The sequence below is a fragment of the Streptomyces sp. NPDC004609 genome, from assembly GCF_042873655.1.
Classification (GTDB): domain Bacteria; phylum Actinomycetota; class Actinomycetes; order Streptomycetales; family Streptomycetaceae; genus Streptomyces.
Window position 1 is genome coordinate 267,218 of sequence record NZ_JBIALS010000005.1, and the last position, 25,816, is coordinate 293,033.

General features: G+C 71.9%; 18 protein-coding genes. 12 read left to right on the forward strand and 6 right to left on the reverse strand.

The window, feature by feature from the left end; all coding sequences use genetic code 11:
- Positions 1 to 68: 68 nt before the first annotated feature.
- Positions 69 to 464, reverse strand: coding sequence for a hypothetical protein (locus ACFYT4_RS07385; protein ID WP_389266180.1), 396 nt, complete (start codon positions 462 to 464; stop codon positions 69 to 71).
- Between the two features lie 463 nt (positions 465 to 927).
- On the opposite strand from ACFYT4_RS07385, the gene ACFYT4_RS07390 reads away from it, so the two are divergent.
- Both ACFYT4_RS07390 and ACFYT4_RS07395 read left to right on the forward strand, forming a co-directional pair.
- A complete protein-coding gene (locus ACFYT4_RS07390) occupies positions 928 to 1,851 on the forward strand; it encodes an NUDIX hydrolase (protein ID WP_389266182.1) in 924 nt (307 codons plus the stop codon).
- Positions 1,852 to 2,171: 320 nt separating this feature from the next.
- Complete coding sequence (locus ACFYT4_RS07395; RefSeq protein ID WP_389266184.1) at positions 2,172 to 3,080, forward strand: hypothetical protein; 909 nt, start codon at positions 2,172 to 2,174, stop codon at positions 3,078 to 3,080.
- Positions 3,081 to 3,301: 221 nt separating this feature from the next.
- Here the strand turns inward: ACFYT4_RS07395 and ACFYT4_RS07400 are convergent, their stop codons facing one another.
- Positions 3,302 to 3,949, reverse strand: coding sequence for an NAD(P)H oxidoreductase (locus tag ACFYT4_RS07400; protein WP_389266186.1), 648 nt, complete (start codon positions 3,947 to 3,949; stop codon positions 3,302 to 3,304).
- Positions 3,950 to 4,141: 192 nt separating this feature from the next.
- Positions 4,142 to 4,891, reverse strand: a complete 750-nt coding sequence (locus ACFYT4_RS07405; RefSeq protein ID WP_389266188.1) for an SDR family oxidoreductase — start codon at positions 4,889 to 4,891, stop codon at positions 4,142 to 4,144.
- 300 nt (positions 4,892 to 5,191) lie between these two features.
- On the opposite strand from ACFYT4_RS07405, the gene ACFYT4_RS07410 reads away from it, so the two are divergent.
- Positions 5,192 to 8,629 (forward strand): BTAD domain-containing putative transcriptional regulator, encoded by a 3,438-nt coding sequence (locus tag ACFYT4_RS07410; RefSeq protein ID WP_389266190.1) that lies wholly within the window; start codon positions 5,192 to 5,194, stop codon positions 8,627 to 8,629.
- Between the two features lie 387 nt (positions 8,630 to 9,016).
- Here the strand turns inward: ACFYT4_RS07410 and ACFYT4_RS07415 are convergent, their stop codons facing one another.
- Complete coding sequence (locus ACFYT4_RS07415) at positions 9,017 to 11,140, reverse strand: SpoIIE family protein phosphatase (protein ID WP_389266192.1); 2,124 nt, start codon at positions 11,138 to 11,140, stop codon at positions 9,017 to 9,019.
- A gap of 233 nt (positions 11,141 to 11,373) precedes the next feature.
- On the opposite strand from ACFYT4_RS07415, the gene aspS reads away from it, so the two are divergent.
- The 6 genes from aspS to ACFYT4_RS07445 all read left to right on the forward strand — a co-directional run bounded on the left by aspS (position 11,374) and on the right by ACFYT4_RS07445 (position 17,560).
- Positions 11,374 to 13,179 carry an aspartate--tRNA ligase gene (gene aspS, locus ACFYT4_RS07420; protein WP_389266194.1) on the forward strand — a complete coding sequence of 602 codons (1,806 nt, stop codon included), beginning with the start codon at positions 11,374 to 11,376 and terminating at the stop codon, positions 13,177 to 13,179.
- A gap of 421 nt (positions 13,180 to 13,600) precedes the next feature.
- Positions 13,601 to 14,134, forward strand: coding sequence for a SigE family RNA polymerase sigma factor (locus tag ACFYT4_RS07425; protein WP_389266196.1), 534 nt, complete (start codon positions 13,601 to 13,603; stop codon positions 14,132 to 14,134).
- Positions 14,121 to 15,128 carry a hypothetical protein gene (locus ACFYT4_RS07430; RefSeq protein WP_389266198.1) on the forward strand — a complete coding sequence of 336 codons (1,008 nt, stop codon included), beginning with the start codon at positions 14,121 to 14,123 and terminating at the stop codon, positions 15,126 to 15,128. The genes ACFYT4_RS07425 and ACFYT4_RS07430 overlap by 14 nt, the downstream gene beginning before the upstream one ends.
- Positions 15,125 to 15,883, forward strand: coding sequence for a L,D-transpeptidase family protein (locus tag ACFYT4_RS07435; protein WP_389266200.1), 759 nt, complete (start codon positions 15,125 to 15,127; stop codon positions 15,881 to 15,883). The genes ACFYT4_RS07430 and ACFYT4_RS07435 overlap by 4 nt, the downstream gene beginning before the upstream one ends.
- Positions 15,884 to 16,004: 121 nt before the next feature.
- Complete coding sequence (locus ACFYT4_RS07440) at positions 16,005 to 16,571, forward strand: YcxB family protein (RefSeq protein WP_389266202.1); 567 nt, start codon at positions 16,005 to 16,007, stop codon at positions 16,569 to 16,571.
- Positions 16,572 to 17,287: 716 nt separating this feature from the next.
- A complete protein-coding gene (locus ACFYT4_RS07445; RefSeq protein ID WP_389266204.1) occupies positions 17,288 to 17,560 on the forward strand; it encodes a hypothetical protein in 273 nt (90 codons plus the stop codon).
- 125 nt (positions 17,561 to 17,685) lie between these two features.
- On the opposite strand, the gene metG is transcribed toward ACFYT4_RS07445, so the two are convergent.
- Positions 17,686 to 19,302, reverse strand: a complete 1,617-nt coding sequence (metG, locus tag ACFYT4_RS07450; RefSeq protein WP_389266206.1) for a methionine--tRNA ligase — start codon at positions 19,300 to 19,302, stop codon at positions 17,686 to 17,688.
- 137 nt (positions 19,303 to 19,439) lie between these two features.
- Here metG and ACFYT4_RS07455 point away from each other — a divergent pair, with 137 nt between their 5' ends.
- Both ACFYT4_RS07455 and ACFYT4_RS07460 read left to right on the forward strand, forming a co-directional pair.
- Positions 19,440 to 20,093: a response regulator transcription factor gene (locus ACFYT4_RS07455; RefSeq protein WP_389266208.1), complete on the forward strand. Its 654-nt coding sequence runs from the start codon at positions 19,440 to 19,442 to the stop codon at positions 20,091 to 20,093.
- Between the two features lie 233 nt (positions 20,094 to 20,326).
- Positions 20,327 to 21,517, forward strand: a complete 1,191-nt coding sequence (locus tag ACFYT4_RS07460; RefSeq protein WP_389266210.1) for an ATP-binding protein — start codon at positions 20,327 to 20,329, stop codon at positions 21,515 to 21,517.
- 87 nt (positions 21,518 to 21,604) lie between these two features.
- Here the strand turns inward: ACFYT4_RS07460 and ACFYT4_RS07465 are convergent, their stop codons facing one another.
- Complete coding sequence (locus ACFYT4_RS07465; RefSeq protein WP_389266212.1) at positions 21,605 to 22,996, reverse strand: VWA domain-containing protein; 1,392 nt, start codon at positions 22,994 to 22,996, stop codon at positions 21,605 to 21,607.
- Between the two features lie 607 nt (positions 22,997 to 23,603).
- On the opposite strand from ACFYT4_RS07465, the gene ACFYT4_RS07470 reads away from it, so the two are divergent.
- The gene (locus ACFYT4_RS07470; RefSeq protein WP_389266214.1) at positions 23,604 to 25,679 is read left to right on the forward strand and encodes a PhoX family protein; all 2,076 of its coding nucleotides are present in this window, start codon (positions 23,604 to 23,606) and stop codon (positions 25,677 to 25,679) included.
- Positions 25,680 to 25,816 lie beyond the last annotated feature (137 nt).

The window sequence follows — 25,816 nt, forward strand, 5'->3', positions numbered from 1 at the left end:
CGCGTGGTACGAGGGAGGTGCGGGATGTGGGCAGGGGTGACGCGAGTCGCCCCGGCCCACCGCGTGTGTCAGGCCGTGAAGAAGCTCCAGGCACACATGTCCAACGGCCCTCCTACTCCGTTCTGGCGGCACACCTCGATCTCCAGCGAGTCGCCGGCGCTGTAGTTCCAGCTGCCGGTGCCGTACCCGGGCATGCCGTTGTTCCCGTTGGCGTCAGAGCCCACAGCGACCATGACGCTGCCCCGGCTGTGGTTCCACACCCACGCGGTCACCCGTCGCGAGTCGGTGTCGGTGTCCCAGATTTCGAGCATGTGCGTCGTTGTGTTCATGGTGGCGCGGCCGTACTGCGAAGGGGACGTGTACTCCGTGTACGACACCGCGTGCGCGGTGCCCTGGGCCAGCACTCCCAGGCCGAGGCCGAGGACGCTGCCCAGTACCGCCGCCCGCTTCCGGATCCGTGCCATGGCTCCTCCAGGTGAGTCCGCCGGGACCGTTTCCCAGGCATGCACCCAGGGTCGGGGCCATCAACTCCCCTGTCATTGACTGCGAACGCACGCTTCTTGGACCTCAGTGCACAGGCCGGCCCGGCCGGACGCACGATACGAGACAGGCGCGACCGGGAAGACGGTCGGCTGCCTGTGTCCCGGCGGACCGCCACGGCTCATACCGGAGCCGAGGCGCCGCCCGGATCGCAGCAGCCCGGCTCATGGCCTCCTGCCGGGTGACGATCACGGAGGCGGGCGAAGGCGGTGCGCCGGCCCACGGGCCCGGGCTCCCGTCCGCGGGGTCTTCTGTCAGCGCGGACGACCAACAAGGCGGGGCGGGAGCCCGATCGACCTGCCCCGCCCTCCTTTCCGGTGGACGTCCAGCCGCGGGACAGCCCTTGGGTAACCTGGCCAAGGTCACCCACGACCACAAGGACCTGCCGTGACCGCACCCGCCCACACCGCTCTCCTCGACCGCCTCATTCGAGCCGCCGACCACGACGGCATCACCAAGCACGTCGTCGGCGCGGTCATCAGCGATTCCGTCGGCCGGGTGCTGCTGCTGCACCGTCCTGCCGAGGACTACCTGGGCGGGCTGTGGGAACTGCCGTCCGGCGGGGCCGAGCCGGGCGAGGACCTCCACGCCGCCCTGCGGCTCCTACTCGCAAGCGGATGCGGCTTCTCGTCCGACCGTACGACCAGGGCGGATTCTCCGCCGGTGAGTTCCTCCGCACCTTCTCCCGGCACCGGTTCGCCGACCCCCGAAATCAGCGAATCCTCCCCGGTCTCCGAATCCGCCGCTCCAGAACCCTCCGCTTCAGAAACCACCGAAGAGACCGCCACCGAGGACAGTCCGGCGCCCGACGAGGCGGATCCGTTCAACGACTGGGACTCAGCCGGTGGCGCCACCGACCGAACCCCGTATTCCGGGGCATTGGACTGCGGCTCTCTCCCGGGAAGCGGCACTTTCTCCGACCCACTGCGCCTCGGAGCCGTCGGCGTCCGCCCGGTAATCGCCCGGGGATGCCTGCCGCTGACGCCCGGCTCACCGTTCAACGTCTGGTACTTCTCCTTCACTCTGGTCAGCGCACCGGGCGCCGATGCCCATGCCGGCGCGTCCTTCAGCATCGACCGGGACGGAATCGGCCCGGTGTACCCGGCCGTCATCATGCCCGGCGGCTGGATTCTCAAGCACAGCCTGGGGTCCGGGTACTGGACCGGTACCGAGCCCTTCTTCACCGGCCGGTACCAGGCGATCCCGGATCTGCATCCGGGCACCTACATCCTCAGTACAGAGAAGTTGGACACGGCCATCAACTCCCTCACCACACCGCACTACGACGTCATCGTCGATGCGGACAACTGAGCCGTACCCATTCCTGCCCGGCTTCCTGCCCAGTACGACCTCCGGCGGGAATCCTCCGATCACTCCACCTGTTCCAGGAGACCCTCATGCCGGACGACGCCACGCAGTTACCGGACTCACCGGAGCCACAACCGAGTGGTACACCCCCGGAGCCGCCGGCCCGGCCGCAGGCGGCTCCCTCGCCACCCCCGGCGCCCGCGCCCGGACAGGCTGCTCCCGGACAGCCCGCGCCCGATGGGCAGTCCGCACCAGGCGCCACAAGTCAGCGGGGCGGTTGGCAGCGGTATCTGCCGTTGAGGGACGGGAACTTCACCGCCACGATGATCGTCGCGCCGGTTCTCGTGATGGTCATCGGGCTGGGAGTTGTCGGCGGCTTCTCATGGATTGGTGATCAATTCAGCGAGGAAAAGCCGCCCTTGTACATATCCGGCTCCCTCTCGCCGAGGATCGCGGTCACCACCAAACCGGGTCCGCAACCGTCCGTATCGGGTTCCTCGTCCGCGTCCGAAGCGGACTCCCCCGCACCAGGCGATCCCCCCTCGTCCGCGGGAGGCAGACAGGTGGATCAGTCCGAAGCCGAGACAGAGGGAATTCGTTATCTCCGCAACGAATATCTGTGCCCGTGGCAGGCGTGGGTGGTCAACAGGCCTCCCCGTGACTTCTCCGAGATCCCCGTGCTGGAAGACGGCCGACCGGATCCGAAGCTCATCAACGAGGAAACGGCGGGAGACCCCGCAAGTACGCATCTCAGTATCGATGTGCAACCGGGCGACAGCAGACCGTTGCAGATCAAGGAGCTGCGTATCAAAGTCCTCGGACGGAAGTCGGCCCCGGCCGCCGACAAGGCGACCTTGGTGGGGCTTCAGAACGGACAGTGCGGAGGGGGAACCGCGACTCTGAACGCCTATGCCGACCTCGACGGCGGCGCCGACTTCGCGACCGTGAGGTTCAGGGGCCGGGATGCGCTGCCGCAGGAACTCGTGGGTGGAAGGGCACTCACGATCAACCTCAGAGTGAACACACGTACCTGCGACTGCGTATGGGTCCCGGAGATCGTCTGGTCCAAGGACGGTGAGGTGAAGTCGACGGAGTTCCGGATCGGCGGGAAGGCTTTTCGCACCATCGCGACCCTGGGACTTCAGCGCCGCGCCTGGCAGCAGGACCTCAACACCCTGGAGTGGTCGGACACCGTGTTCGACGAGACCATCCTGGACGAATCGCGACCGTGACACACCGCGCGAACGCGAACGCGCGGTCCCGCCATCAGGAGTGCGGATGGATTCCCGTACGAAAGGCCGCCCGGGGGCGGTCCGGTGGTACGCGCGCAGGGTGTGGCGCGGGCGTCACTCACGCGTGGGGATGCCCGGTACCCGCAGGGGTGTCCCGGCGGTTCCCCACAGGCGTCCGCCCCGGGAACCTGTCCCGGGGCCGGTGTCCTGCGCCGCCGCCGTCATCCGAGCACGGCGGCCTCGGTCTTCGCCTCCGCGTGCGGTGCGGGCAGCGCGTGCAGGGTGTCCAGGGCCGCGTCCGCGCCCGCGAACAGCTCCCGTACCCGGCCGGCGCGCAGCGCGTGCGGGACGCCGGACAGTTCGGAGCCGTAGAGAAGGTGTACGGCTACCCGGTCGATGCCGGAGAACTCGCTGATGCCGACCCGCAGCTGCCGGTCCACCACCTCGACCATGCCCTTCTCGGCGAACGCCTCGGCGGAGTATCCGGCCAGGCCGAGCCAGAGCATCCGCTTGCCCGCGAGCCGGGGCTTGCTCCGCCCGTAGGCGAAGCCGTAGTTCCAGACGCGGTCGATCCACCCCTTGAGGACGGCGGGGAGGGAGAACCACCAGACCGGGAAGACCACCACGATGTCGTCGGCCGCCTCGATCCGGGCCATATGGGCACGGACCTCCGGTGAGTAGACCTTCTCGCGGTTCTCCCAGTCGGGCTCGTCGGGCGGGGTCAGCCGGGGGTCGAAGTCCTCCGCGTACAGATCGAGCAGATCGACGGTGTGCCCCGCCGTCTCCAGTCTGCGGCGGGTGCGCTCCGCGACCTGGGTGGTCAGCGCGTCACCGCGGGGATGGGCGAGTACGAGCAGGGTCCGGGACATGGTCACGCCTCCAGTGACGTCGAAACGATCGGGGTTCGGATTCCGGTGCGGGGGTTCGGTACAGGGGTTCCGGCGCAGGGGGTACGGTGCGGGGATTCGCCGGTTCGGGGCTGCCGGTGGTGCGCGGTCGGCGCCGCGGCGAAACCGGGAAGCCCGGCCGCCGCTGGACGCGGCGGCCGGGCGGGGAGGCGGTCACAGGCCGAGGCCGGAACCGCCGCTGGCGTCGAGGTTCTGGCCGGTGATCCACCGGGCGTCGTCCGTGGCCAGGAACGCGACGACATCGGCGACATCGGCCGGCTGGCCGACCCGGTTGAAGACGGAGAACTTCGCCGCGTGCGCCTTCGCGGCCGGGTCCGCCATCCACGGGTGGATATCCGTCTCGATGGTGCCGGGGGAGACGGCGTTCACGGTGATGCCGCGCGACCCCAGCGTCTGGGCGAGGGTCAGGGTCAGCACCTCGACGGCGCCCTTGGCCGCCGCGTACGAGGTCATGGCGGGGAAGGCGACCTTGGTGACGCCGGAGGAGATGTTGATGATCCGCCCGCCGTCGCGCAGCCGCTCCAGGCCCTTCTGGGTGACGAAGAAGGGGGCCTTGACGTTGACCGCGAACACCCGGTCGTAGTCCTCCTCGCTGACCTCGTGGATCAGGCCGTTGCCCACGACCCCCGCGTTGTTCACCAGGATGTCGACCCCGTCCGCGTGTTCGTCGAAGGCCGCCCACAGCGCCTCGGCGTCCCCGGGGACGCCCAGTTCGGTACGGATCGAGAACGCCTGCCCGCCCGCCGCCTCGATCGCCGCCACCGTGCTCTTCGCGGCGGTTTCGTCCCGGGCGTAGTGCACCGCGACCCGTGCGCCCTCGGCGGCCAGCGCCAGCGCGATGGCCCGGCCGATCCCCCGGCTGGCCCCGGTCACCAGTGCCGTCTTGCCGTTGAGCTTTCCCATGGCCTGCTCCTTGTCATCGTCATTCGGTTTCCACCGCTCTCCTCGCGGCGGTTCCCAGACTCCGCCCGGGCGCTTCGGATCCGGCTCGGACGGTGTTGCGGCCCTGTTCGGGCCCGCGCGGTACGGCCCGGAACGGCTCACGGCACGGGCGTACGGCTCTTTCAGTCCGGACAGCCCCCAGGCCCGGACGGGCCCGGACCGGCCGGTACCGGCTCGGACAGGCCGCCGCGGTACGCGCCCGGTCCTCGGGATCCCCCGCGCGGCAGGGCCGGCCTCCGCGCCCCGGGTTACGGTTGCGGCATGCGATTCGGGGTTCTGGGGCAACTGAGCGTATGGACGGCCGACGGCCTGCCCGTCACGATCCCCGAACTCAAGGTCAGAGCCCTGCTCGCCGCGCTCCTCGTCGACGCGGGCCGGCCCGTTTCCGCGCACCGTCTGATCGACGACCTCTGGGGCGAGCAGCCGCCCGGCAACCCCAGGCGCGCGCTCCAGGCGAAGGTCTCCCAGCTGCGCCGGGTCCTGGAGGAGGCCGAACCGGGCGGCCGTGACCTCGTGGAGTCCCGAGCACCCGGATACGCCCTGGTCGCGCCCGACGACGCCGTGGACAGCGTCCGCTTCGCCCGGCTGGCCGACCGGGCCCGCGCTGTCCGTGAACCGCGTGCGCGGGCGGCCCTGTTCACCCAGGCGCTCGACCTGTGGCGCGGGGAAGCCTTCGCGGACTTCGCCGAGGAGCCCTTCACCAGGGCGACGGTCAACCGGCTGGAGGAGGAACGGCTCGTCGTCCGGGAGGAACTGGCCGAGGCACGCCTCGAACTCGGCGAGCACCGGATCCTCGTCGGCGAGCTGACGGCCATGGTGGAACGGCACCCGCTGCGCGAGCGCCTGCGCTCCGTACACCTGCGCGCCCTCTACCGGGCGGGACGGCAGAGCGAGGCCCTGGCGGGGTACGAGGATCTGCGCGCCCGGCTCGCCGATCAGCTCGGCCTCGACCCGAGCCCGGAACTGGCCGCCCTCCAGCAGGCGATGCTGAACCAGAGCCCGGCCCTGGAGGCACCCGCCGCGCCCGCGCCGCCGACGGGTGACCCGCGCCCCCGCGCCCAGCTGCCCGCCGCGCTGACCGGGCTGATCGGCCGGGAGGAGGCACTCGCCGAGGTACGGGAACTCATCGGCACCCGGCGGCTGGTCACCCTGACCGGTCCGGGCGGCGTAGGCAAGACCAGCCTCGCCCTTGAGGCCGCCCGGCACCTGGCCGACACCTTCCCCGACGGCGTCTGCCTCGTCGAACTCGCGGGCTCGGAACCGGATACGGACATCGCCGGAACCGTCGCCACCGCGCTTGGTGTCCGCGACGACGCCGTGTGGGGCGTACTGCCCGAGGACGCGCGGCTCACCACCGCCGGGCGGCTCGCGGAGGCCCTGCGGACCAAGGAACTCCTGCTCGTCCTCGACAACTGCGAGCACGTCGCCGACCGCGCGGCCACCCTGGTGGAGACGCTGCTGCGGTCGGCGCCGGGCCTGCATGTCCTGACTACCAGTCAGGAGCCGCTCGCCCTGGCCGGGGAGACGCTGTGGACCGTGCCCACGCTCCGGCAGAGCAGCGCCGTCGAGCTGTTCGCGGTACGGGCGGCCGCCACCTCGCCCGGGTTCGTCCTCGACGCGGACACCACCCCGGCCGTGGAGGCGATCTGCCGCTGTCTCGACGGCATTCCGCTGGCGATCGAACTGGCCGCGACACGGGTGCGGGCCCTGGGCGTGCACCGGCTGCTGGAGAGGCTCGACGACCGGTTCCGGCTGCTCAGTTCGGGCGCGCGGGGCGCGCCCGCCCGGCAGCAGACCCTGCGCGCCGTCATCGACTGGAGCTGGGAGCTGCTGACGGAGCCCGAGCGGACCGTGCTGCGGCGGCTCGCCGTCCACGCCGACGGATGCACCCTGGAGGCGGCGGAGGATGTCTGCGCCGGTGACGGGGTCGACCGGGCGGACGTCCTCGATCTGCTGGTCCGACTGGTCGACCGCTCGCTGCTGGTCGCCGCGCCCGTGGCCGCGGGGCCGCGCTACCGGCTGCTCGAATCCGTGGCCGCGTACTGCCTGGAACAGCTGGCCGGGGCCGGGGAGACCGACGCGGTACGGGAGCGGCACCTCACCCACCATCTGGCCCTCGCCGAGGACGCCGGGCCCCGGCTGCGCGGCCCCGGCCAACGGGAGTGGCTGGACCGGCTGGACACCGAGTCCGCCAATCTGCGGGTCGCCCTCACGCACGCCCTCCACAGCGGGCGGACCGCGTCCGCGCTGCGGCTGACCGCGTCCCTCGCCTGGTACTGGGTGATGCGCGGCAGGCTGGGGGAGGGGCGGCGCTCCCTGGAGTCGGCACTCGCGGCCCCGGGCGCGGCCCCCGAGGAGCTGCGGGCGCGGGTCTCCGTCTGGGGCACCGCCTTCGCGATCATGGCGGGCGACGGGGCGGACCGCGCCGTACGGATCAAGGACGCGCTGGCCGGGTACGAGAGGGCGGCCGGCGCCGATGCCGCGGGCGGCGGCCCGGAGGGAAACGGTTCCGCGGACGGTGGTTCCGGGGGTGGTGGTCCTGCGGGTGGTCCGGGTGGCGCGGGTGACCTGAGCGACCCGGGTGGCGCGGGCGGCCCGAGCGGCCCGGCTGGCCCGAGCGGCCCGGGTGGGGACGTCGCGTGGCGGGCGCACGCCGCCTGGATCCTGTCCCACGCCCTGCGCGTGACCGGCGACGCTCCCGCGGGCCGGGCCCTGACCGAGCAGGCGCTCGACGGCTTCCGCGCCGGGAACGACCGGTGGGGCACGGCCGCGGCTCTCGCCGACCGTTCGGTGCAGCTGCTGCTGGCCGGCGCGCTCGACGGAGCCGGGCGGGACGGCACCCGCAGCGCGGACCTCTTCCGCGAACTGGGCGACGACGCCGCCCGGCTGTGCACGATCTACCCCCTGGCGTCGCTCGCCGAGATCCACGGAGACTACGAACGGGCCGGGAGCCTCCAGCGGGAGGGCCTGCGCATGGCCGAGCGCCTCGGGCTGACCACCCAGGCGGCGGACCTGCTGTCGGGGCTGGGCCGGATCGCCCTGCTCGCCGGTGATCTCGGCGAGGCACGGGAACTGCACGAGCGGTCGCGGCGGCTCGCCGCCGACCAGGGCTTCCGGGCCGGGGAGATCAACGCCGAGCTGGGGCTGGGCCTCGGCGCCCGCCGGGAGGGTGATCTGGACGCGGCCGAGACCCATATGCGGGCGGTCCTCGACTGGCACCGGACCGTCGGGCTCGACGGCGCCAACGCGCTGATCCTGGCGGAGCTGGGCTTCTGCGCGGAACTGCGCGGTGACGCGCCCACCGCGCTGCGGCTCCAGGAGGAGGGCCTCACCGTCGCCCGTACGACCGGCGACCCCCGGGCCGTCGCGCTCGCCCTGGAAGGCATCGCCGGCGCCCTGGCCCTCGCGGACCGCCATCACGAGGCCGCCGCGCTGCTCGGTACGGCCGCGGCGACCCGCCTCGCCACCGGCGCCCCGCTGCCCCTGGCCGAGCGCGCCGACGTGGACCGTGTCACCGCCGCCGTCCTGGCCGCCCTCGGCCCGGCGGCCTTCGCCGAACACACCGCGCTCGGAGCGGAACGCCCCCTGGAGACGGCGTACCCGGCGACCGGCTCGGATGCGGCATCCGCCCCGGACCCGGCGCTCGACCCGGACCCGACGCCCGACCCGGACCCGGCGCTCGACCCGGCGGGCGGCTGACGGCCGCGCCGCCTTGCCCGTACCGGATCGCCGGCACTCCGGGCGGTCCCGGACAGCCGGTGGCCGGCCGCAGCGATGGGGGCCGTCTCCAGGCCCTACCGGAGATGGCCCGACAGTCAGCCGCCCTCGGGCCGGACCGCGCCGGATCACCCCCGGCCGGTCCAGGGGCACTCCGGGGCTCCGGACGCGTCGTCACGCGCACGGCCGACGGGTCGCGTACGGGCCTCGGGATGCCCGGGGGCCTCGGGGCAGCGGAGCCGTAAACCCCGGGGCAGCGGCAGCCGTACCGGAGCGACCGCCTCGGCCCGAGCCGGGGCACCGAGCGGTCCGGCGGTGACACGTACGGACACGGCGGTGGCGCCGAACCCGTCACCCCTCACGGCCCGCTCAGCCGCCGCCCGTGCCGCCCATGGTGTCCGGAGCACCCGTCTTCGCCGACTCGTAGAGCTCGAACCAGATCGACTTGCCCTCGCCCCGCGGATCCACGCCCCACGCGTCCGCGAGCACCTCCATCAGGACCAGTCCGCGGCCGGAGGACGCCAGTTCGCCCGGCCGGCGCACATGCGGCAGGTCGTCGCTCGTGTCGCTGACCTGGACGCGGACCCGGCGGGGACCCTCGCTGTCACCGGAGGTCACCTCGGCGACGAGCAGGGCGTTGCCGTCGGTGTGCACGAGGACGTTCGTGACCATCTCGGAGACCATGAGCACCGCGGCGTCGACCTGCTCCGGGTCGGCCCAGTCGTGGAGCAGCTCCCGGGCGGTCCGGCGGGCCGCCGAGATGCGCTCGGGCTCGGCCTGGGCGATGGTCATGGCCGTACGGCGGGGGGCCTCGCGCGCGGCGGTGCCGTCGCGGGAGATGAGGAGGACGGCGACGTCGTCCTCGCGGCGGTCCGCGAGCGGGCCGGTCGTGTAGTGGGAGACCGGGCCGTGGACGGCCTGGACGAGGGAGTCCGCCAGCTCCTCCAGCGACGCGTGGTCGGGGTGGGTCTCCAGGACCTCCCGCAGCCGGGCCCACCCGGTGTCCAGATCGTGCCCGCCGGTCTCCAGCAGGCCGTCCGTGCAGATCATCATCGTCTCGCCGGGCTCCAGCGTGAGCCGGGTCGTCGGATAGTCCGAGTCCGGGTCGATGCCCAGCGGCAGCCCGCCCTCGGTGGGCCGCAGGATCACCGTGCCGTCGGCCATACGGACCGCGGGCTCCGGATGACCGGCCCGGGCGATCTCGATACCGCCGCTGGCCGGGTCGACCTCCAGATAGAGGCAGGTGGCGAAACGGGGGCTGGAGTAGTCGGCCTTCTCGTACGTGTCGGTGATGCCGTGCAGAAAGCGGGACGCCCGCGCGAGCACCGCGTCGGGCCGGTGTCCCTCGGAGGCGTACGCGCGCAGGGCGATCCGCAGCTGGCCCATCAGCCCGGCCGCACGCACGTCGTGGCCCTGCACATCGCCGATGACCAGGGCGATCCGGCCGGACGGCAGCGGGATCATGTCGTACCAGTCACCGCCGACCTGGAGGCCGCCGCCGGTGGGCACATAGCGCGCGGCCACCGCCATCCCCGGGATCGCGGGGCCGAGGACGGGCATCATCGAGCGCTGGAGGCCGAGCGACAGCTCGCGCTCGGACTCCGCGACCCCGGCCCGAGCGAGGGCCTGCGCCAGCATCCGGGCGACGGTGGTCAGTACGGAGCGCTCGTCGGGCGTGAAGACGACCTGGTGCCGGAACGCGGCCATCCACGCGCCCATCGTGCGTCCCGCGACGATCAGCGGCAGATACGCCCACGACTGGCGCCCGAGCGGCTGCGCGAGCGGCCAGCTGGTGGGATAGCGGCGGCTGTACTCCTCCGGGTTCGGCAGATACACCGCCCGGCCGGTGCGTACGACCTCGGCGGCCGGGTGGTCGGTGTCCAGCCGCATATCGCTGAACGGGTCCTCACCGGCCCCCTGGTGTCCGTGGTGGCCGATGATCGTCAGCCGGTCGCTGGCCGCGCCGAAGATCGCGAGCCCGTCGGGCGAGAAGCCGGGCATCGAGAGGGAGGCGGCGACCCGCAGCACCTCGGCGGTGGAGCGGGCCTCGGCGAGCGCCCGGCCCGCGTCCAGCAGGAACGCCTCCCGCGAGCGCCGCCAGTCACCGGTGATGGGGGTCTTCGCGGCCGTGCCCTCGGTGGGCTCGGCGACCTCCTGGAGCATGCCGATCAGTTCGTACGTGCCGTGGTCGCCGGCCGCGAGCGGCTTGGAGCGGCTCCGGATCGTCCGCACGACCCGGCCCCCGTCGTCGACGATGCGGAGTCGGCCCTCGGCGACCGTGCCCTCGGCGAGCGCGAGGGAGACGACGGCGTTGATCTCGTTCCAGTCGACGGGGTGGAAGCGGGAGCGTACGACGGAGGCGGGGTACGTACCGGGCTCCACGGGCAGCTCCAGCAACCGGGCGGCCTCGGCGTCGAGGGTGACCGTCCCGGATGCGTTGTCCCACCGCCACAGGCCGGTCGCGATCGCGGCCAGGACGTCCTCGGTGCGCATTGCCTCACTTTATTCCGATCCGCTCCCGGACGATGTGGCGGGGTCCACACCGCGGTCGTCGGCCTGGTCACACCCCCCGGGCCGCCGGGCCCGGCGGCCACCGTCGAGGGCCCGGTCACCGGACCGCCGGAAGCCGTTCCGTGGCATGTATAAGCCAATGAGGGGCGGGGGAGCCGGGCGGTAACCTTGACAGGCCCGGCCACCCCCGAATCCCCAAGACTGGATGAACGAGAATGCATCGGTACAGGTCCCACACCTGCGGCGAGCTCCGCGCCTCTGACGTCTCCTCCGACGTCCGGCTGAGCGGCTGGCTGCACAATCGCCGAGACCTGGGCGGCATCCTCTTCATCGATCTGCGCGACCACTACGGGATCACCCAGCTCGTGGCCCGCCCCGGCACCCCGGCGAACGAGGCGCTGAGCCATCTCACCAAGGAGACCGTCGTCCGGGTGGACGGCAAGGTCGTCAGCCGGGGCGCGGACAACGTCAACCCCGAGCTGCCCACCGGTGAGATCGAGATCGAGGTCTCGGAGGTCGAGGTCCTGGGCGCCGCGGCCCAGATCCCCTTCACCATCAACACGGACGACGGCGTCAACGAGGAACGGCGTCTGGAGTACCGCTTCCTCGATCTGCGCCGTGAGCGCATGCACCGCAACATCATGCTGCGCACCGCCGTGATCTCCGCGATCCGGCACAAGATGACCGCCCTCGGCTTCAACGAGATGGCGACCCCGATCCTCACCGCGACCTCCCCCGAGGGCGCCCGTGACTTCGTGGTCCCCTCCCGGCTGAACCCCGGCAAGTTCTACGCGCTGCCGCAGGCCCCGCAGCAGTTCAAGCAGCTGCTGATGATCTCCGGCTTCGACCGCTACTTCCAGATCGCGCCCTGCTTCCGCGACGAGGACGCCCGCGCCGACCGCTCGCCCGGCGAGTTCTACCAGCTCGACCTGGAGATGAGCTTCGTCGAGCAGGAGGACGTCTTCGGGCCCGTCGAGAAGCTGATGACGGAGCTGTTCGAGGAGTTCGGCGACGGCCGGCACGTCACCTCGCCGTTCCCGCGCATCCCCTTCCGCGAGGCGATGCTGAAGTACGGCAACGACAAGCCGGACCTGCGCGCCAAGCTGGAACTGTTCGACATCACCGATGTCTTCGAGGGCTCCGAGTTCAAGGCGTTCGCGGGCAAGCACGTGCGCGCCCTGCCGGTGCCGGACGTCTCCGCCCAGCCGCGCAAGTTCTTCGACCAGCTCGGTGAGTACGCGATCGAGCAGGGCGCGAAGGGCCTCGCCTGGGTACGCGTCGCCGAAGACGTCCCCCATGGCCCTGGGGGCCAGGGAGGTACCCCCACGCTCTCCGGTCCGATCGCCAAGTTCCTCACCGAGGAGAACGTCAAGGTCCTCACCGAGCGGCTCGGCCTCGCCGCCGGGCACGCCGTCTTCTTCGGCGCGGGTGACGTCGACGAGGTCTCCAGGATCATGAGCGCCGTCCGGGTCGAGGCCGCCAAGCGGTCCGGCCACTTCGAGGAGGGCGTCTTCCGGTTCTGCTGGATCGTCGACTTCCCGATGTACGAGAAGGACGAGGACACCGGGAAGATCGACTTCTCCCACAACCCCTTCTCGATGCCCCAGGGCGGCATGAAGGACCTGGAGGAGAAGGACCCGCTCGACATCCTCGCCTGGCAGTACGACATCGTCTGCAACGGCATCGAGCTGTCCTCCGGCGCCATCCGCAACCACGAGCCCGAGGTCATGCTCAAGGCGTTCGAGATCGCCGGTTACGACCGCGAGACCGTCGAGCACGAGTTCGCGGGCATGCTGCGCGCCTTCCGTCTCGGCGCCCCGCCGCACGGCGGTATCGCCCCCGGCATCGACCGCATCGTGATGCTGCTCGCGGACGAGCCGAACATCCGCGAGACCATCGCCTTCCCGCTCAACGGCAACGCGCAGGACCTGATGATGGGCGCGCCGACCGAGCTGGACGAGTCACGGCTGCGGGAGCTGAACATCCAGCTGCGCAAGCCGGTCGCCAAGCCCGGGGAGTGACACCCGGACCCGGAGCTCCCTGACTTTTTCCGGGCGAAGGCCCCGTACCGCCGCGGTGGTACGGGGCCTTCCGCGTTCTCGGGCCGTTCCCGGTTCCGTTTCGGGTCGTTGCCGGAGTTCCGTGCGCCGGGCCGTCCGGGGATCCGTATGCGTGGCCGCCGGGTGAACCGACGCGCTGTAGACGGCATCTGTGACGGCGTGGGGGCGCGGGCCGCTTCGGGCCGCTCCCGTCGGCACCGGCACCCGGCACCGGTCCCGCGCGGGTGCGGTGGGCCTTACCCGGCGGGGGACGCGGCCCCGGGCACATGTCCGCGCCGCCGGGGGTGTGAACACGGTACGGAGGGCAACCCGATACCCGCCCCACCGCGTTCCCCTCACGTGGACGACGGAACACGAGGGCTTCAAGGGCGAGGGCGGCAGGATGGGTTCCCAGGGCGACGACGGCGGCTTCGAGGAATTCGTCGCCGCCCGGGGCCCGAGGCTGCTCCGAGTCGCCTGGCTGCTCACGGGCGACGCGCATCTCGCCGAGGATCTGCTGCAGACCGTGCTGGCCCGGGTCTGGCCCAGGTGGCGGAAGATCGCCGGGGACCATCCGGAGGCGTACATACGCAAGGCGCTGATCCACACCCATGCCTCCTGGTGGCGCAGACGCTGGCGGGGCGAGGTGCCGCACGGCGAGCTGCCGGAGACGGCCCCGCCCCGGGGGGCGTACGACGCGTACGAGAGCGTCGACCTGGAGCAGTCGCTCGCCGCCGCCGTACGCGCCCTGCCGGTGCGCCAGCGGGCGGTGGTCGTCCTGCGCTACTTCGAGGACCTGAGCGTCGAGGACACGGCGGCGACGCTGGGCTGCGCGCCCGGCACGGTCAAGAGCCAGTCGGCGAAGGCCCTGCGTACGCTGCGGGCGCTGCTCCCCGCCGCGATGGCGGAGGGTGGTGACTGCCGTGCGCGATCGTGACACCCGGCCCGGTGGCCGTGACGCCCGCCCCGGCGATCCGGGCGGGGCCGGTGTGCCGGACCGGCTCGGGATGCCGGACGGGACCGGGATGCGGGACGGGACTGGGATGCCGGACGGGACCGGGATGCGGGACGGGACCGATGAGAGCGGTGGGTCCGGGGAACGGGAGCTGCGCGTTCTGCTGGAGCGCGCCACTCCCCGTCTGCCGTCGCCCGAGGGACGGTTGGAGCAGATACGGGAACGGATCCGGCGGCGCCGCAGGCGGGCGGTGGGCGCGACCGCGACGGCCGTGACCGTGCTGGCGCTCGCCGGAACGCTGCTCCCGGACGCTCTGCGCGACCCGGGGCCCGTGCCGCCCGCCGCGCCCTCCGTTTCCGGGGGACCCACCGTGCCGCCGCCGCCCTCCGGCACGGTGGGGGAACGCACGGTCGGCTATCCGGAGCTCGCCGGGCTCAGGCTCCGCCTCCCGGGGGGCTGGCAGACGCTGGAGCTGCCGGAGTCCGGGGAGTTCAAGGTGCCCGCCCGGGGGTTCGCGGCGGATCAGCCCCTCCGCGCGTTCCCGCGGCCGTGCGCGGCGGACGACCAGCGCGCGTGCATGCCCCTGGACAGGCTGCGCCCCGGCGGCGCGCTCCTCGAACTGACCCCGGAGCACTCCGGGAAATGGCCCCTGAAGCTGAGGAAGCACGGCATACCGCTGAACCGGCTGGCCAAGCCCACGCCCGCTTGCCTGAGCATCGGCGGGGCCTACTCGTACAGCGCTCTCATCGCCGGTGCGAAGGATCCCGGCGTTCTGATCTCCGCCGTTCTCTGCGGTGCCGAAGACATGCCGGAGAGCACGGTGAACGACATGAAGGATCGCGTCGAAGGCGCCCGCTTCGACGATACGGAAGCTCCCGGCCCGCCCTCGACGCGTTCGCCGGACGTACCGGGAACGCCGCCGGGAACCCAGCCGGGACCGCAGCCGGGAACGAAAAGGACGGGGGAGCGGCGATGAAGCGCATGGTTCCGGTACTCGCGCTGGCCGTGGGGCTGCTGCTCACGGGCTGCCAGGCGGGTGGTTCCGGCTCCGGTGCCGCCGGGCGCGGGCCCGGTTCCGCGCCCACCCCGGCGCTCGGCGGCGCCGGGCAGCACAAGGCGTCGCCCACCTCTTCGGGACCCGCGGAGATACCCGGCCTCGGGCCGCTGACCCGGGCACGCATCGGCGCCGGGACACGGCAGGTGTTCGTGGTGACCGGCGCGTCCATGGACTCCAACCACTCCACCGGGACGCTGTACGAACGCGATCCCGTACTCGGCTGGAAGCCCGCGGCCGACCCCTGGCCCGCGCGCAACGCCCACCGAGGCTGGACCCGGCACCACCGCCAGGGCGATCTCCGCTCCCCGATAGGGGTCTTCGGCCTCACCGACGCGGGCGGGCGGCTGGCCGATCCGGGGACGGAGCTTCCGTACGACCGGGGCCCGGCGTTCCGTACCGGCGGCACGAACTTCGAGGGCGAGCCGAAGCGCGGTGCGTTCGACTACGTCGTCGCCGTCAACTACAACCGCAAGCCCGGCACCACCCCCCTCGACTGGACCCGCCCCCTCGGCACCTCCCGCGGCGGCGGCATCTGGATCCACGTGGGCCACGGCGGCGGCACGGAGGGCTGTGTGGGCCTGGCCCGGGAGCGTATGAAGGACCTCCTGCGACGCCTGGACCCCTCGGCCCGGCCGGTCGTCGCGATGGGCCCGGCGGAGGAACTCGCCCGCTGAGGCCGTATCACCGGCACCGGGCCGGTCACCGGGGCGGTGGCCCGGTCAGGCCCGGAGCCACGGGTCATCGAGGACACTGAGGTTCGGTAGGATCCGCAGGTCTTCATACCGGGGAGGGATCATGGCCGAGGGCCGCAGCGCCGAAGGCACCGGCAACTTCGCGGAGACTGCTGACGGTGTCGTGGACGGGCGGACCGCGGTCCAGCTGGCGTACCGGCCCCAGTCCGCCGACACACTGGTCGGCCTGCGGGTCCGCGAGCGGATCAAGCGGACCGGACTGCTGCTGCGGGGCGTGTTCCTCGCACTGTGGGTGGGGCACTGGCTGCTCTCCGCCATGGGCCGCGGGAGTATCGACGTGGTCTCGACGGTTCTGCTCCTGTTCGTCGTCCTGCTGGTGTGGGGGTACCCACGGCTGCAGGCCGCCCATGTGCAGCGGATCATCGGATGGCAGGGCGAGTACCGCGTCACCGTGTCTCCGGCCGGGATCACCTGCCGCAGCGACCACAGCACGTTGGTCCAGAAGTGGTCCGTCTTCCAGGGCTACCGGGAGACGGCAGGCCACTTCGTCCTGCTCAGCCGGGACCCCAACATCATGTGCCTCGACGTCCTGCCCAAGCGGGGCCTGCATGAGGCCGAGGGCCTCGACCTGCTGCGGGCCGTCCTGGACCAGCACACCACTCGCGTGTGACGAACGTGAAAGGCCCCCGGCGCCGGCCAGCCGATCCGGCTGCGTCCGCTGCCGCATGGCTTTCCACCGCGCCGGGAGGTATGACGTTTCCCTGTTGAAAGGGTTACTGACATGGAATTCGTGCTGCCGGCCGGGACGTTCGCGGAATTGATGGACAGACCGGGGCCGCCGAGCCGCTGATGGGCTGCGATCAGCAGGTTCCGGTGGTCGCGACCAGAGAGCGCCTGGCTCCTCCGAACAACCAGGCTACGAACCGTGGAGGCGGAACGCGTGCACGTTCCGCCTCCGTGGTAAAAGCTTCGCTCTAGCCCAGGATGATTTTCTCGTCGCCGAAGTCCGCGACGATCTCAAGCTTTCCCCCGAGCGCAGCAACGTACGCCTCAAGAGTGCTCACGCTCCTGATGTCAGAGAGAAGCTGTGTGAAATCTCCGGGCGTAAGTACGATATTCCGGCCTTCGCTACGCATTTTAAAGACTTCTCGTCACCCGATGATGCGCGCGGCGGAATCCTCACAAAACGTGGCGTTCTTCGGAGATTTCGCTACAGGTTCAATGACCCACTATTTCCGCCATACATTCTTATGAAGGGACGCGTGGAGGGTCTTACGGAGAAGTTGTCGTAGGTGACAGTCAGCTGCCCAGTCGTCTCAAAGTCACCGCAGGCACCCCACCGCATTGGCGCCGAACGCGGCACCCCGGCAAGTACCAACAACGTCCGTGAACCAGTGGCTCAACGGAAACCTGCCGAAGGAAGAGTCGCGGCCGTTAATCCTGGAAGCGCTCGCGCGAAAATTGCAGCGCCCCATCACACCCACGGCGGGTTTTCCCGCGCCTTCGGGGGAGTCGAACAGCTATCCTTCCACGCTGGAAGGGATCCTCAACTTGAGCCGTCAAGAAATGGACCGCTCCCGCCGTGGTATTGCGGGGGCTGGATTGTTTTCCATCGCGCTGTCAGTGCCCCACTGGCCTGACGTTGTAGGTCAAATGTAAGACCTGCCCGGCTGCAGGGCGCGGGGTGGAGCAGCCGAGGGACTACTCCCCCAGCAGGTCCCCGGGTGTCGGATCTGCTGGGGAGCGGTCCCGGAGGGGCCGGGGGCGAAGCCCTCAGCGGGGGCTCATGAGGTGGTGGGTTCCTCCAGGCGGGGGAAGAGCACCGCGCCCTTGGTGACGTGGGAGCCGGCCGGCAGCCCGCCCCACTCGCCCGCGGACTGGACCCGTTGCGCGGCCAGCGCGCCGAGGGACGCCTCCGCGCCGAGGGAGTCCCACAGGGCTTCGGACGTGCGGGGCATCACCGGGTTGAGGAGGACGGCCACGGCCCGGAGCGACTCCGCCGCCGTGTAGAGGATCGTGGCGAGCCGCGCCTGGCCCTCCGGCGACGGGTCCTTCGCGACCTTCCAGGGCTCCTGCTCCGTCAGATAGCCGTTGACCTGCTTGACGAAGTCGAAGATCGCCAGAATGCCGCCCTGGAAGTCCAGCTCGTCGCCGATCTTCCGGTCCGCCTCGGCGACGGCCTTCGCCAGCCCGTCCCGCACCGCCCGCTCGGCCTCACCGGACGCCGTCGCCTCCGGGAGCGTGCCGTCGAAGTACTTGGCGACCATCGCCGCGACCCGCGAGGCGAGATTGCCGTAGTCGTTCGCCAGCTCGCTCGTGTAGCGGGCGGTGAAGTCCTCCCAGGAGAAGGACCCGTCCTGGCCGAACGCGATCGCGCGCAGGAAGTACCAGCGGTAGGCGTCCACGCCGAAGTGGGAGGTGAGGTCCTGCGGCTTGATGCCGGTCAGGTTCGACTTGGACATCTTCTCGCCGCCGACCATCAGCCAGCCGTTCGCGGCGACCCGGCCCGGCACGGGCAGGCCGTTCGCCATCAGCATCGCGGGCCAGATGATCGCGTGGAAGCGCAGGATGTCCTTGCCGACCAGGTGGACGTTCGCGGGGAAGGTCTCCGCGAACTTCGCCGGGTTCTCGTTGTAGCCGACGGCCGTCGCGTAGTTCAGCAGCGCGTCGACCCACACGTAGATGACGTGCTTCTCGTCCCACGGGATCCTGATGCCCCAGTCGAACGTCGAGCGCGAGATGGAGAGGTCCTGGAGGCCCTGCTTGACGAAGTTCACGACCTCGTTGCGCGCGGACTCGGGCTGGATGAAGCCCGGGTTGGCCTCGTAGAACTCCAGCAGCCTGGGACCGTACTCACTGAGCTTGAAGAAGTAGTTCTCCTCCTTCAGCAGCTCCACCGGCTTCTTGTGGATGGGGCACAGCTTCTGCCCCGCGTACTCGCCCTCGCCGTCGATCAGATCGCCCGGGAGCTTGTACTCCTCGCAGCCCACGCAGTACGGGCCCTCGTACCCGCCCTGGTAGATCTCGCCCTTGTCGTACAGGTCCTGCACGAACTCCTGCACACGGTCCGTGTGCCGCTTCTCCGTCGTGCGGATGAAGTCGTCGTTCGCGATGTCCAGATGCTCCCAGAGGGGCTTCCACGCCTCTTCCACGAGCTTGTCGCACCACTCCTGGGGAGTGACGCCGTTCGCCTCGGCCGTGCGCATGATCTTCTGACCGTGCTCGTCCGTGCCGGTGAGGTACCACACCTTCTCGCCGCGCTGGCGGTGCCAGCGGGTGAGCACGTCGCCTGCGACGGTCGTGTAGGCGTGGCCCAGGTGAGGAGCGTCGTTGACGTAGTAGATGGGGGTCGTGACGTAGTACGCCGCCGCCCCCTGCTTCTCGGATCCAGTGGCCGCCATGGTCGAAATCCTAACGGCCCGCGGAGGGCCTCCCGACGGGCCCGGAGGCCGGTGGAGACATCCGCGAAACATCCCGGCACGTAGACAGGGCGCATCCTGGGGGAGACATGGCGTTGTAGGTGCGAGGGACGGCAGATATGCGGGTACTGGTCGCCGAGGACGAAGAGGTTCTGGCCGAACTCGTCGCCACAGGGTTGCGGCGGGCCGGATTCGCCGTCGACACCGTCTACAGCGGGGACGCCGCCCTCGCCTATCTCGGGCTGCACGACTACGACGTGGTCGTCCTCGACCGCGATCTGCCCCGTGTCCACGGCGACCAGGTGGCCCGCCGGCTGGTCGCCTCCGCCTCCCGGACCCGGATCCTGATGCTGACGGCGTCCGCGTCCATGGAGGACCGGGTGGAAGGGCTCGACCTCGGTGCCGACGACTATCTCGGCAAACCGTTCGAGTTCCCCGAGCTGGTCTCCCGGGTCCGCGCGCTGCGGCGGCGCAGCGCCCGTCCCGTGCCCCCGCTGCTGGAGCGGCACGGGGTGTGCCTGGACACCGTACGCAGGACGGCCGAGCGGGACGGGCGGGAACTGGACCTCTCGCCGAAGGAGTTCTCCGTGCTCCAGATCCTGCTGGAGGCGGACGGCGCGATCGTCTCGGCCGAGGAACTGCTGGAGCGCGCCTGGGACGCCCATGCCGACCCCTTCACGGGCGCGGTCCGGGTCTGTATGAGCAAGCTGCGGGCCAAGCTCGGCGAGCCCGCCCTGATCCGTACCGTCCAGGGTGTGGGGTACGCCCTGTGAACCGGCGGTTCCGCCCGGAGTCCGGCTCCGGGCCGTCCGGGCGGCCGGGGCGTGTGGGGCAGTCCGGGCGCGTGGGGCAGTCCGGGCGCGTGAGGTGGGTGGGGTGGGCCGGGCGGGGGTGGCTGAGACGGCAGGGGGCAGAGGGGTCAGGGGGGGCGCAGGGGGCTCAGGTGCGGGCCGGGTGGCCGAGGCTGCCGGGGCGGCGTCCCCGAGGAGGGGCGCGGGGGCGGCCCGTGTCCACGATCCGGACGCGGATCGCCCTGGTCTACGGCGCGGTCTTCCTGGTCCTCGGCGGGGTGCTCCTCGGGGTCGTCAACCTCATGTCCAGCGCCGGCACGCAGAGCGACGCGGCGGCCATCGCCCGGCGCGCCGTCCCGCTGCCGGCCGCGCCGGCGTCCGACGCGGGACGGTTCCTGCGGACGCGGCCCGGCGGGCCCGTCGTCGCGGTCGTGCCGGGCGAGCCGCGCACGGAGAACGGCACGGCGTTCTCGGCGTACCAGCTCACCGACGACGTCAGCGACGCGGCCTCCCGGCAGGTGCTCTTCTGGTCCTTGACCGCCCTGCTGATGACCGCGCTGTGCGCGGTCGGTGTGGGGTGGTGGACCGCGGGCAGGGTACTGCGCCCGGTCCACGCGATGACCGCGAAGGCGCGGAAGGTCTCCGAGCGGACCCTGCACGAACGGATCGGGGCGAACGGCCCCGACGACGAGCTGAAGGAGCTGGGGGACACGCTGGACGCGCTGCTGGCCCGCCTGGAGAAGGCGTTCGACAGCCAGCGCCGGTTCATCGCGAACGCCTCCCACGAACTGCGCACCCCTCTCGCCACCCAGCGCACCGCGATCCAGATCGGCCTCGACGCCTCCTCGTCGGCCGAGGAACTCACCGCCACCCGCCGCGTCCTGCTGGACAACAACCGCCGCAGCGAACGCCTCATCGACGGCCTGCTGATGCTGGCGCGCGGCGAACGCGGCCTGGAGCAGCGCGACGACGTCGACCTCGGCGAGGTCGCGTCGGAGGAGGCCGCGCGCTACGACGTGCGCGCGCAGGTGCGGACCGGCGGCGGCGCGGTCCGGGGAAACCGGGTGCTCCTCGCCCGGCTCGTCGGCAATCTGGTCGCCAACGCGACCGTCCACAATGTGCCGGACGGGACCGTGACGGTGGTGGTCGACTCCGGGGTACTCACCGTCGAGAACACCGGTCCGGTGGTCCCGGAGAACGACATCCCGGCGCTCTTCGAGCCGTTCCGGCGGGGTGAGGGGCGGGACCGGATGGGCCCGGGGGCCGGCCTCGGCCTCTCGATCGTCCGCTCGATCGCGGAGGCCCACGGCGGCACGGTGACGGCCCGGCCGGGCCCCGCCGGGGGCCTGACCGTCACCGTGACACTGCCGTGCGAGCGCCCCGGCACCGCTGTGCCGAAGCGCTGACCCCGCGGTGCGAGCGCCCTGACACCGGCGTGTGGACGCCTCCGGGGGTCTCCGGGGGCGCCTCCTGCGCCTCCGTGCCTCCTGGGCCTACGGACGCCAGGCCGTGAGCAGCCCGTCGTACAGCTCCGCGTCCGGCAGCTCGCGGGGGGCGGGGCCCGCGTGGAAGAACGCGGCGTTGTCCGCCGTGAGCCTGCGGAGGTAGTCGAACGCCTTCGCGTCGTGCTCCCCGAACGCCACGAACTGCCAGAACACCGGCTTGTCCGCGGCGGCCGCCAGCGCGGCGGTGGCGGCCGTCTTGGACTCCGGCGCGCCGTCCGTCTGGAAGATCACGAGCGCGGGCGCCGCGGGGTCGGCCTTCGCGTGCAGCGCGAGCACCTCTTCCACGGCCAGGTGGTAGTTCGTACGCCCCATCCGGCCGAGGGAGCCGTGCAGCTCGTCCACCCGGCCCTCGTACGCGTCGAGGCTCAGCTCGCCGGTCCCGTCCACCTCCGTGGAGAAGAACACCACCCCGAGCGGGGCGTCGGCGTTCAGCCGCGCGGCGAGCGCGAGCGCCTGCTCCCCGAGGTGCTGGGCGCTCCCGTCCTTGTAGTACGGCCGCATCGAACCCGACCTGTCGAGTACGAGGTACACCCGTGCGCGCGCGGGCGTCTCGCCGATCCCGGCCCGCTCCAGCGCGGCGCCCGCGGCGGCGTGGTGCCCGGCGAGCGCGGCCGGGACGGCGGGGTCGGCGGCGTCGGTGGCCGCGGCCGGGTCGGCGTCGGTCACGGCGATCACCTCGTCGTCGCCCTGCGGCGCGGCGGGTGCGGTGTCCGCTTCGGCGGCGACCGGCTCCGGGGCGTCGGACTGCGGCGCGGCGGGTGCGGTGTCGGCTGCGGTGGCGACCGGTTCCGGGGTGGTGGGCTCTAGCTCGGTCTGCTGCTCGGGTTCGGCGGTGGCGGGTGTCTCGGGCCGGGGCTGCTGCTCGGGCTCCGGCTTGTGTCCGGCGGAGGGTGCCCCGGGCTCCTCGGCGGGTGCCTCCGGCTCGGCGACGGCCGGGGTGCCGGCCTCCGGCGCGTCGGGCGCGTCGGAGGTGGTCTCGGCGGTGACCGGGGCGGCGGCGGGCGGCTCGCTCCCGGCCCCCGGCTCGGCCTCGGCTGCGGCGACGGGCTCCTGCCCGGGTTCCGCTTCTGCTTCCGCTTCCGGCTCCCGCTCCGGGGCGCTGGAGGCCACGGGGGCGGGTGTCGCCTCCTCTTCGACGGCAGCGACCTCGGCCGCCGGCTCCTCCTGCTCCCGTACGGCGGCGGTCGGCTCCGGCTGCTCCGTACGGGGTTCGGGGGCCGGGACCGACGGGCCGGGGGTCTGCTCGGAGCGGGCCTGGGCGGGGACCGAGGGCGTGCGGTGGCGGGGCTGGGGGTTGTCGAAGGCCGCCGAGACCAGATCCGCCGCGCGATCCACCGGGGACGCGGGCGTGGACGCGCCGGGCGCGGAGGCCGACGTCACCCCCTCGGCGGACCCGGACCCGGAGCCGGACCCGGAGCCGGACCCGGAGCCCGAGCCGGCTCCGGACCCGGCTCCCGATGACGAAGCCGCGGCCCCGGCCGCCGACGAGGAGACCCCTGACACGGCCGTGCTCGCCGACTCCGTCTCCGTCCCCCCAGTGGCCGAATCTGTACGCTCCGACTGGGGCGGTACCGAAGCTGTCGCCGACTCGTTGGGCTCCGAGCGATCGCGACCGAACACCTTGCGCAGCAAACTCCGAATGCCCATGTGCGAGCCCTTTCGCATGAGTTGAGTGCGGTGAATGTCCGCACTTGGGCCAAGCAGTCCAAGGGGTGTCCTGGCCAGGGCGGACACGTAAGGTTAGCGGCCACCTGCCGCAGGACCCCGCAGGGGCGGCCACCCGCGGCCCAACTCGTAACCCGCTGTACGACACGCCCTTCCCTCCCCGGGAACCGGCCGTCGCCGTGGCCGAGACCGCACCACACCGTGTCCGGGATTCATCAGCCGTTCACTCGGCGTCCGCCGCATTGCACATGTACACCCCTAATGTCACGCCCGGAGATATTCCGACACGATGTCGGCGCGGTGTGCGCCGGAGGAGGACGAAGTGCGCAAGCTGCTGCCGTTGTTGAACACCGGATCGCACGCGGGCGGGCGTTCCGCGCTCACCTGCCGCTATCGCTGCGGTGACGCCTGCTTCCAGGAGGTTCCGAACACCAGCGACAACGAGTACGCCGGTGACATCATCGCCGCGGCCCTGTCGCGGCGCTCGATGGTGCGCGCCGCGGCCGTCGTGACGGTCGCCGCCGCCGCGGGTGCCGCGACCGTCGCGGGACCCGGCGGAGGCCAGGCGTCCGCCGCGCCCGTCGCCGGCCCCGCCGGGAACGGCAAGGGGCACGGCCACGGCGGCTCCGACGGCGCCCGTGGTCTCCGCTTCACCCCGGTGGCGCCCAACAAGGACGACAAGGTCACCGTCCCCAGCGGCTACACCCAGGACATCGTCATCCGCTGGGGTGACCCCATTCTGCGCGGTGCGCCCTCCTTCAACCCGGACAAGCAGAGCGCGAAGGCCCAGGCGGGCCAGTTCGGGTACAACAACGACTTCCTGTCCCTGCTCCCGCTGCACGGCGAGCGCGGCAGGCAGATCCTCGTCGCCAATCACGAGTACACCGACGAAGTCCTGATGTTCCGGGGATACGACCCCGCCAACCCCACCCGCGAGCAGGTCGAGATCGCCTGGGCCGCACACGGGCTCTCCGTCGTCGTGGTCGAGGAGGAGCGCAAGTCGGGCGGGCTGACGCCCGTCACCCGCCACCACCTCAACCGCCGGCTCACCGCCACCAGCGAGTTCACGGTCACCGGCCCGGCCGCGGGCAGCGCGCTTCTGAAGACGTCCGCCGACCCGAGGGGCACCACGGTCCTCGGCACACTGAACAACTGCGCGGGCGGCACCACGCCCTGGGGCACCACGCTCCACGGCGAGGAGAACTTCAACCAGTACTTCGCCAACGGCTCCAGCGCCACCGACAAGCGCTACGGCATCGGCACCGGCGAGTCCGAGCGCAAGTGGGAGCGCTTCGACAAGCGCTTCGACGTGCGGCAGGAGCCGAACGAGTCCCACCGCCACGGCTGGGTCGTCGAGCTGGACCCGTACGACCCCGACTTCGTCCCCGCCAAGCGCACCGCGCTCGGCCGCTTCAAGCACGAGGCCGCGCAGCCGCGTCTGACCGACGACGGCCGTCCGGTCGTCTACATGGGTGACGACGAGCGGTTCGACTACTTCTACAAGTTCGTCTCGTCGAAGCCGATGAAGAAGGGCAACTCCCGCTCGGCGCGCGAGCACAACCGCACGCTGCTGGACGAGGGCACGCTGTACGTCGCCAAGCTGACCGGTGACAGCCCGCGGAGCGAGATCGACGGCAGCGGCAAGCTCCCGAACGACGGGGAGTTCGACGGCTCCGGCGTCTGGATCCCGCTGGCCACCGGAAACACCTCCCATGTCCCCGGTATGACCGCCGAGGAGGTGTACGTCTTCACCCGGCTGGCCGGTGACAAGGTCGGCGCCACCAAGATGGACCGCCCCGAGGACGTGGAGCCGTCCCCGCGCACCGGCCGGGTCTACGTCGCCCTGACGAACAACACCGACCGCGGCAAGGCGGGCCTGCCCGGCGCGGACGAGGCCAACCCGCGCAACTCCAACAAGCACGGCCAGATCCTGGAGCTGGCCGAGAACTGGGACGACCCGGCGAGCGACGGCTTCGCCTGGCGGCTCTTCCTCGTGGCGGGCGACCCGAAGGACCCCTCCACGTACTTCGCGGGCTTCCCCAAGGACAAGGTCAGCCCCATCTCCTGCCCGGACAACGTGGCCTTCGACCCCTACGGCAACCTGTGGATCTCCACGGACGGCAACAAGCTCGGCTCCCACGACGGCCTCTTCGGTGTCGCCACCCACGGCGAGCGGCGCGGTGAGCTGAAGCAGTTCCTGACCGTCCCGATCGGCGCGGAGACCTGTGGGCCGATCATCCAGGAGCGCCGCGTCCTGGTGGCGGTGCAGCACCCGGGCGAGCTGGACGGCGCGTCCGTCGAGAAGCCCGCGAGCGCCTGGCCGGACGGACCGGGCCGGATCGTCCGGCCGTCGGTCGTCGCCGTCTGGCGCAAGGACGGCCGCGACATCGGCGCCTGATCCCTCCCGGGGGCGGGCTCCCCCGGGGCTTCCGGTACCTGGTTCCGGTGCCTGCCTCCGTACGCGCGTCCGGTACCTGGTTCCGGTACGCGCGTCCGGATACGCGCTCATCCGGCGCGGGTTTCCCGGGAGGCTTC

What these genes read in the sequence shown, in the direction of transcription:
- ACFYT4_RS07440 (WP_389266202.1), top strand. Translation starts at nt 16,005, where the DNA reads ATGGCCGAGGGCCGCAGCGCCGAAGGCACCGGCAACTTCGCGGAGACT.
- ACFYT4_RS07395 (WP_389266184.1), top strand. Translation starts at nt 2,172, where the DNA reads ATGATCGTCGCGCCGGTTCTCGTGATGGTCATCGGGCTGGGAGTTGTC.
- ACFYT4_RS07410 (WP_389266190.1), top strand. Translation starts at nt 5,192, where the DNA reads ATGCGATTCGGGGTTCTGGGGCAACTGAGCGTATGGACGGCCGACGGC.
- ACFYT4_RS07425 (WP_389266196.1), top strand. Translation starts at nt 13,601, where the DNA reads ATGGGTTCCCAGGGCGACGACGGCGGCTTCGAGGAATTCGTCGCCGCC.
- ACFYT4_RS07415 (WP_389266192.1), bottom strand. Translation starts at nt 11,140, where the DNA reads ATGCGCACCGAGGACGTCCTGGCCGCGATCGCGACCGGCCTGTGGCGG.
- ACFYT4_RS07455 (WP_389266208.1), top strand. Translation starts at nt 19,440, where the DNA reads ATGCGGGTACTGGTCGCCGAGGACGAAGAGGTTCTGGCCGAACTCGTC.
- ACFYT4_RS07435 (WP_389266200.1), top strand. Translation starts at nt 15,125, where the DNA reads ATGAAGCGCATGGTTCCGGTACTCGCGCTGGCCGTGGGGCTGCTGCTC.
- ACFYT4_RS07405 (WP_389266188.1), bottom strand. Translation starts at nt 4,891, where the DNA reads ATGGGAAAGCTCAACGGCAAGACGGCACTGGTGACCGGGGCCAGCCGG.
- ACFYT4_RS07385 (WP_389266180.1), bottom strand. Translation starts at nt 464, where the DNA reads ATGGCACGGATCCGGAAGCGGGCGGCGGTACTGGGCAGCGTCCTCGGC.
- metG (WP_389266206.1), bottom strand. Translation starts at nt 19,302, where the DNA reads ATGGCGGCCACTGGATCCGAGAAGCAGGGGGCGGCGGCGTACTACGTC.
- aspS (WP_389266194.1), top strand. Translation starts at nt 11,374, where the DNA reads ATGCATCGGTACAGGTCCCACACCTGCGGCGAGCTCCGCGCCTCTGAC.
- ACFYT4_RS07400 (WP_389266186.1), bottom strand. Translation starts at nt 3,949, where the DNA reads ATGTCCCGGACCCTGCTCGTACTCGCCCATCCCCGCGGTGACGCGCTG.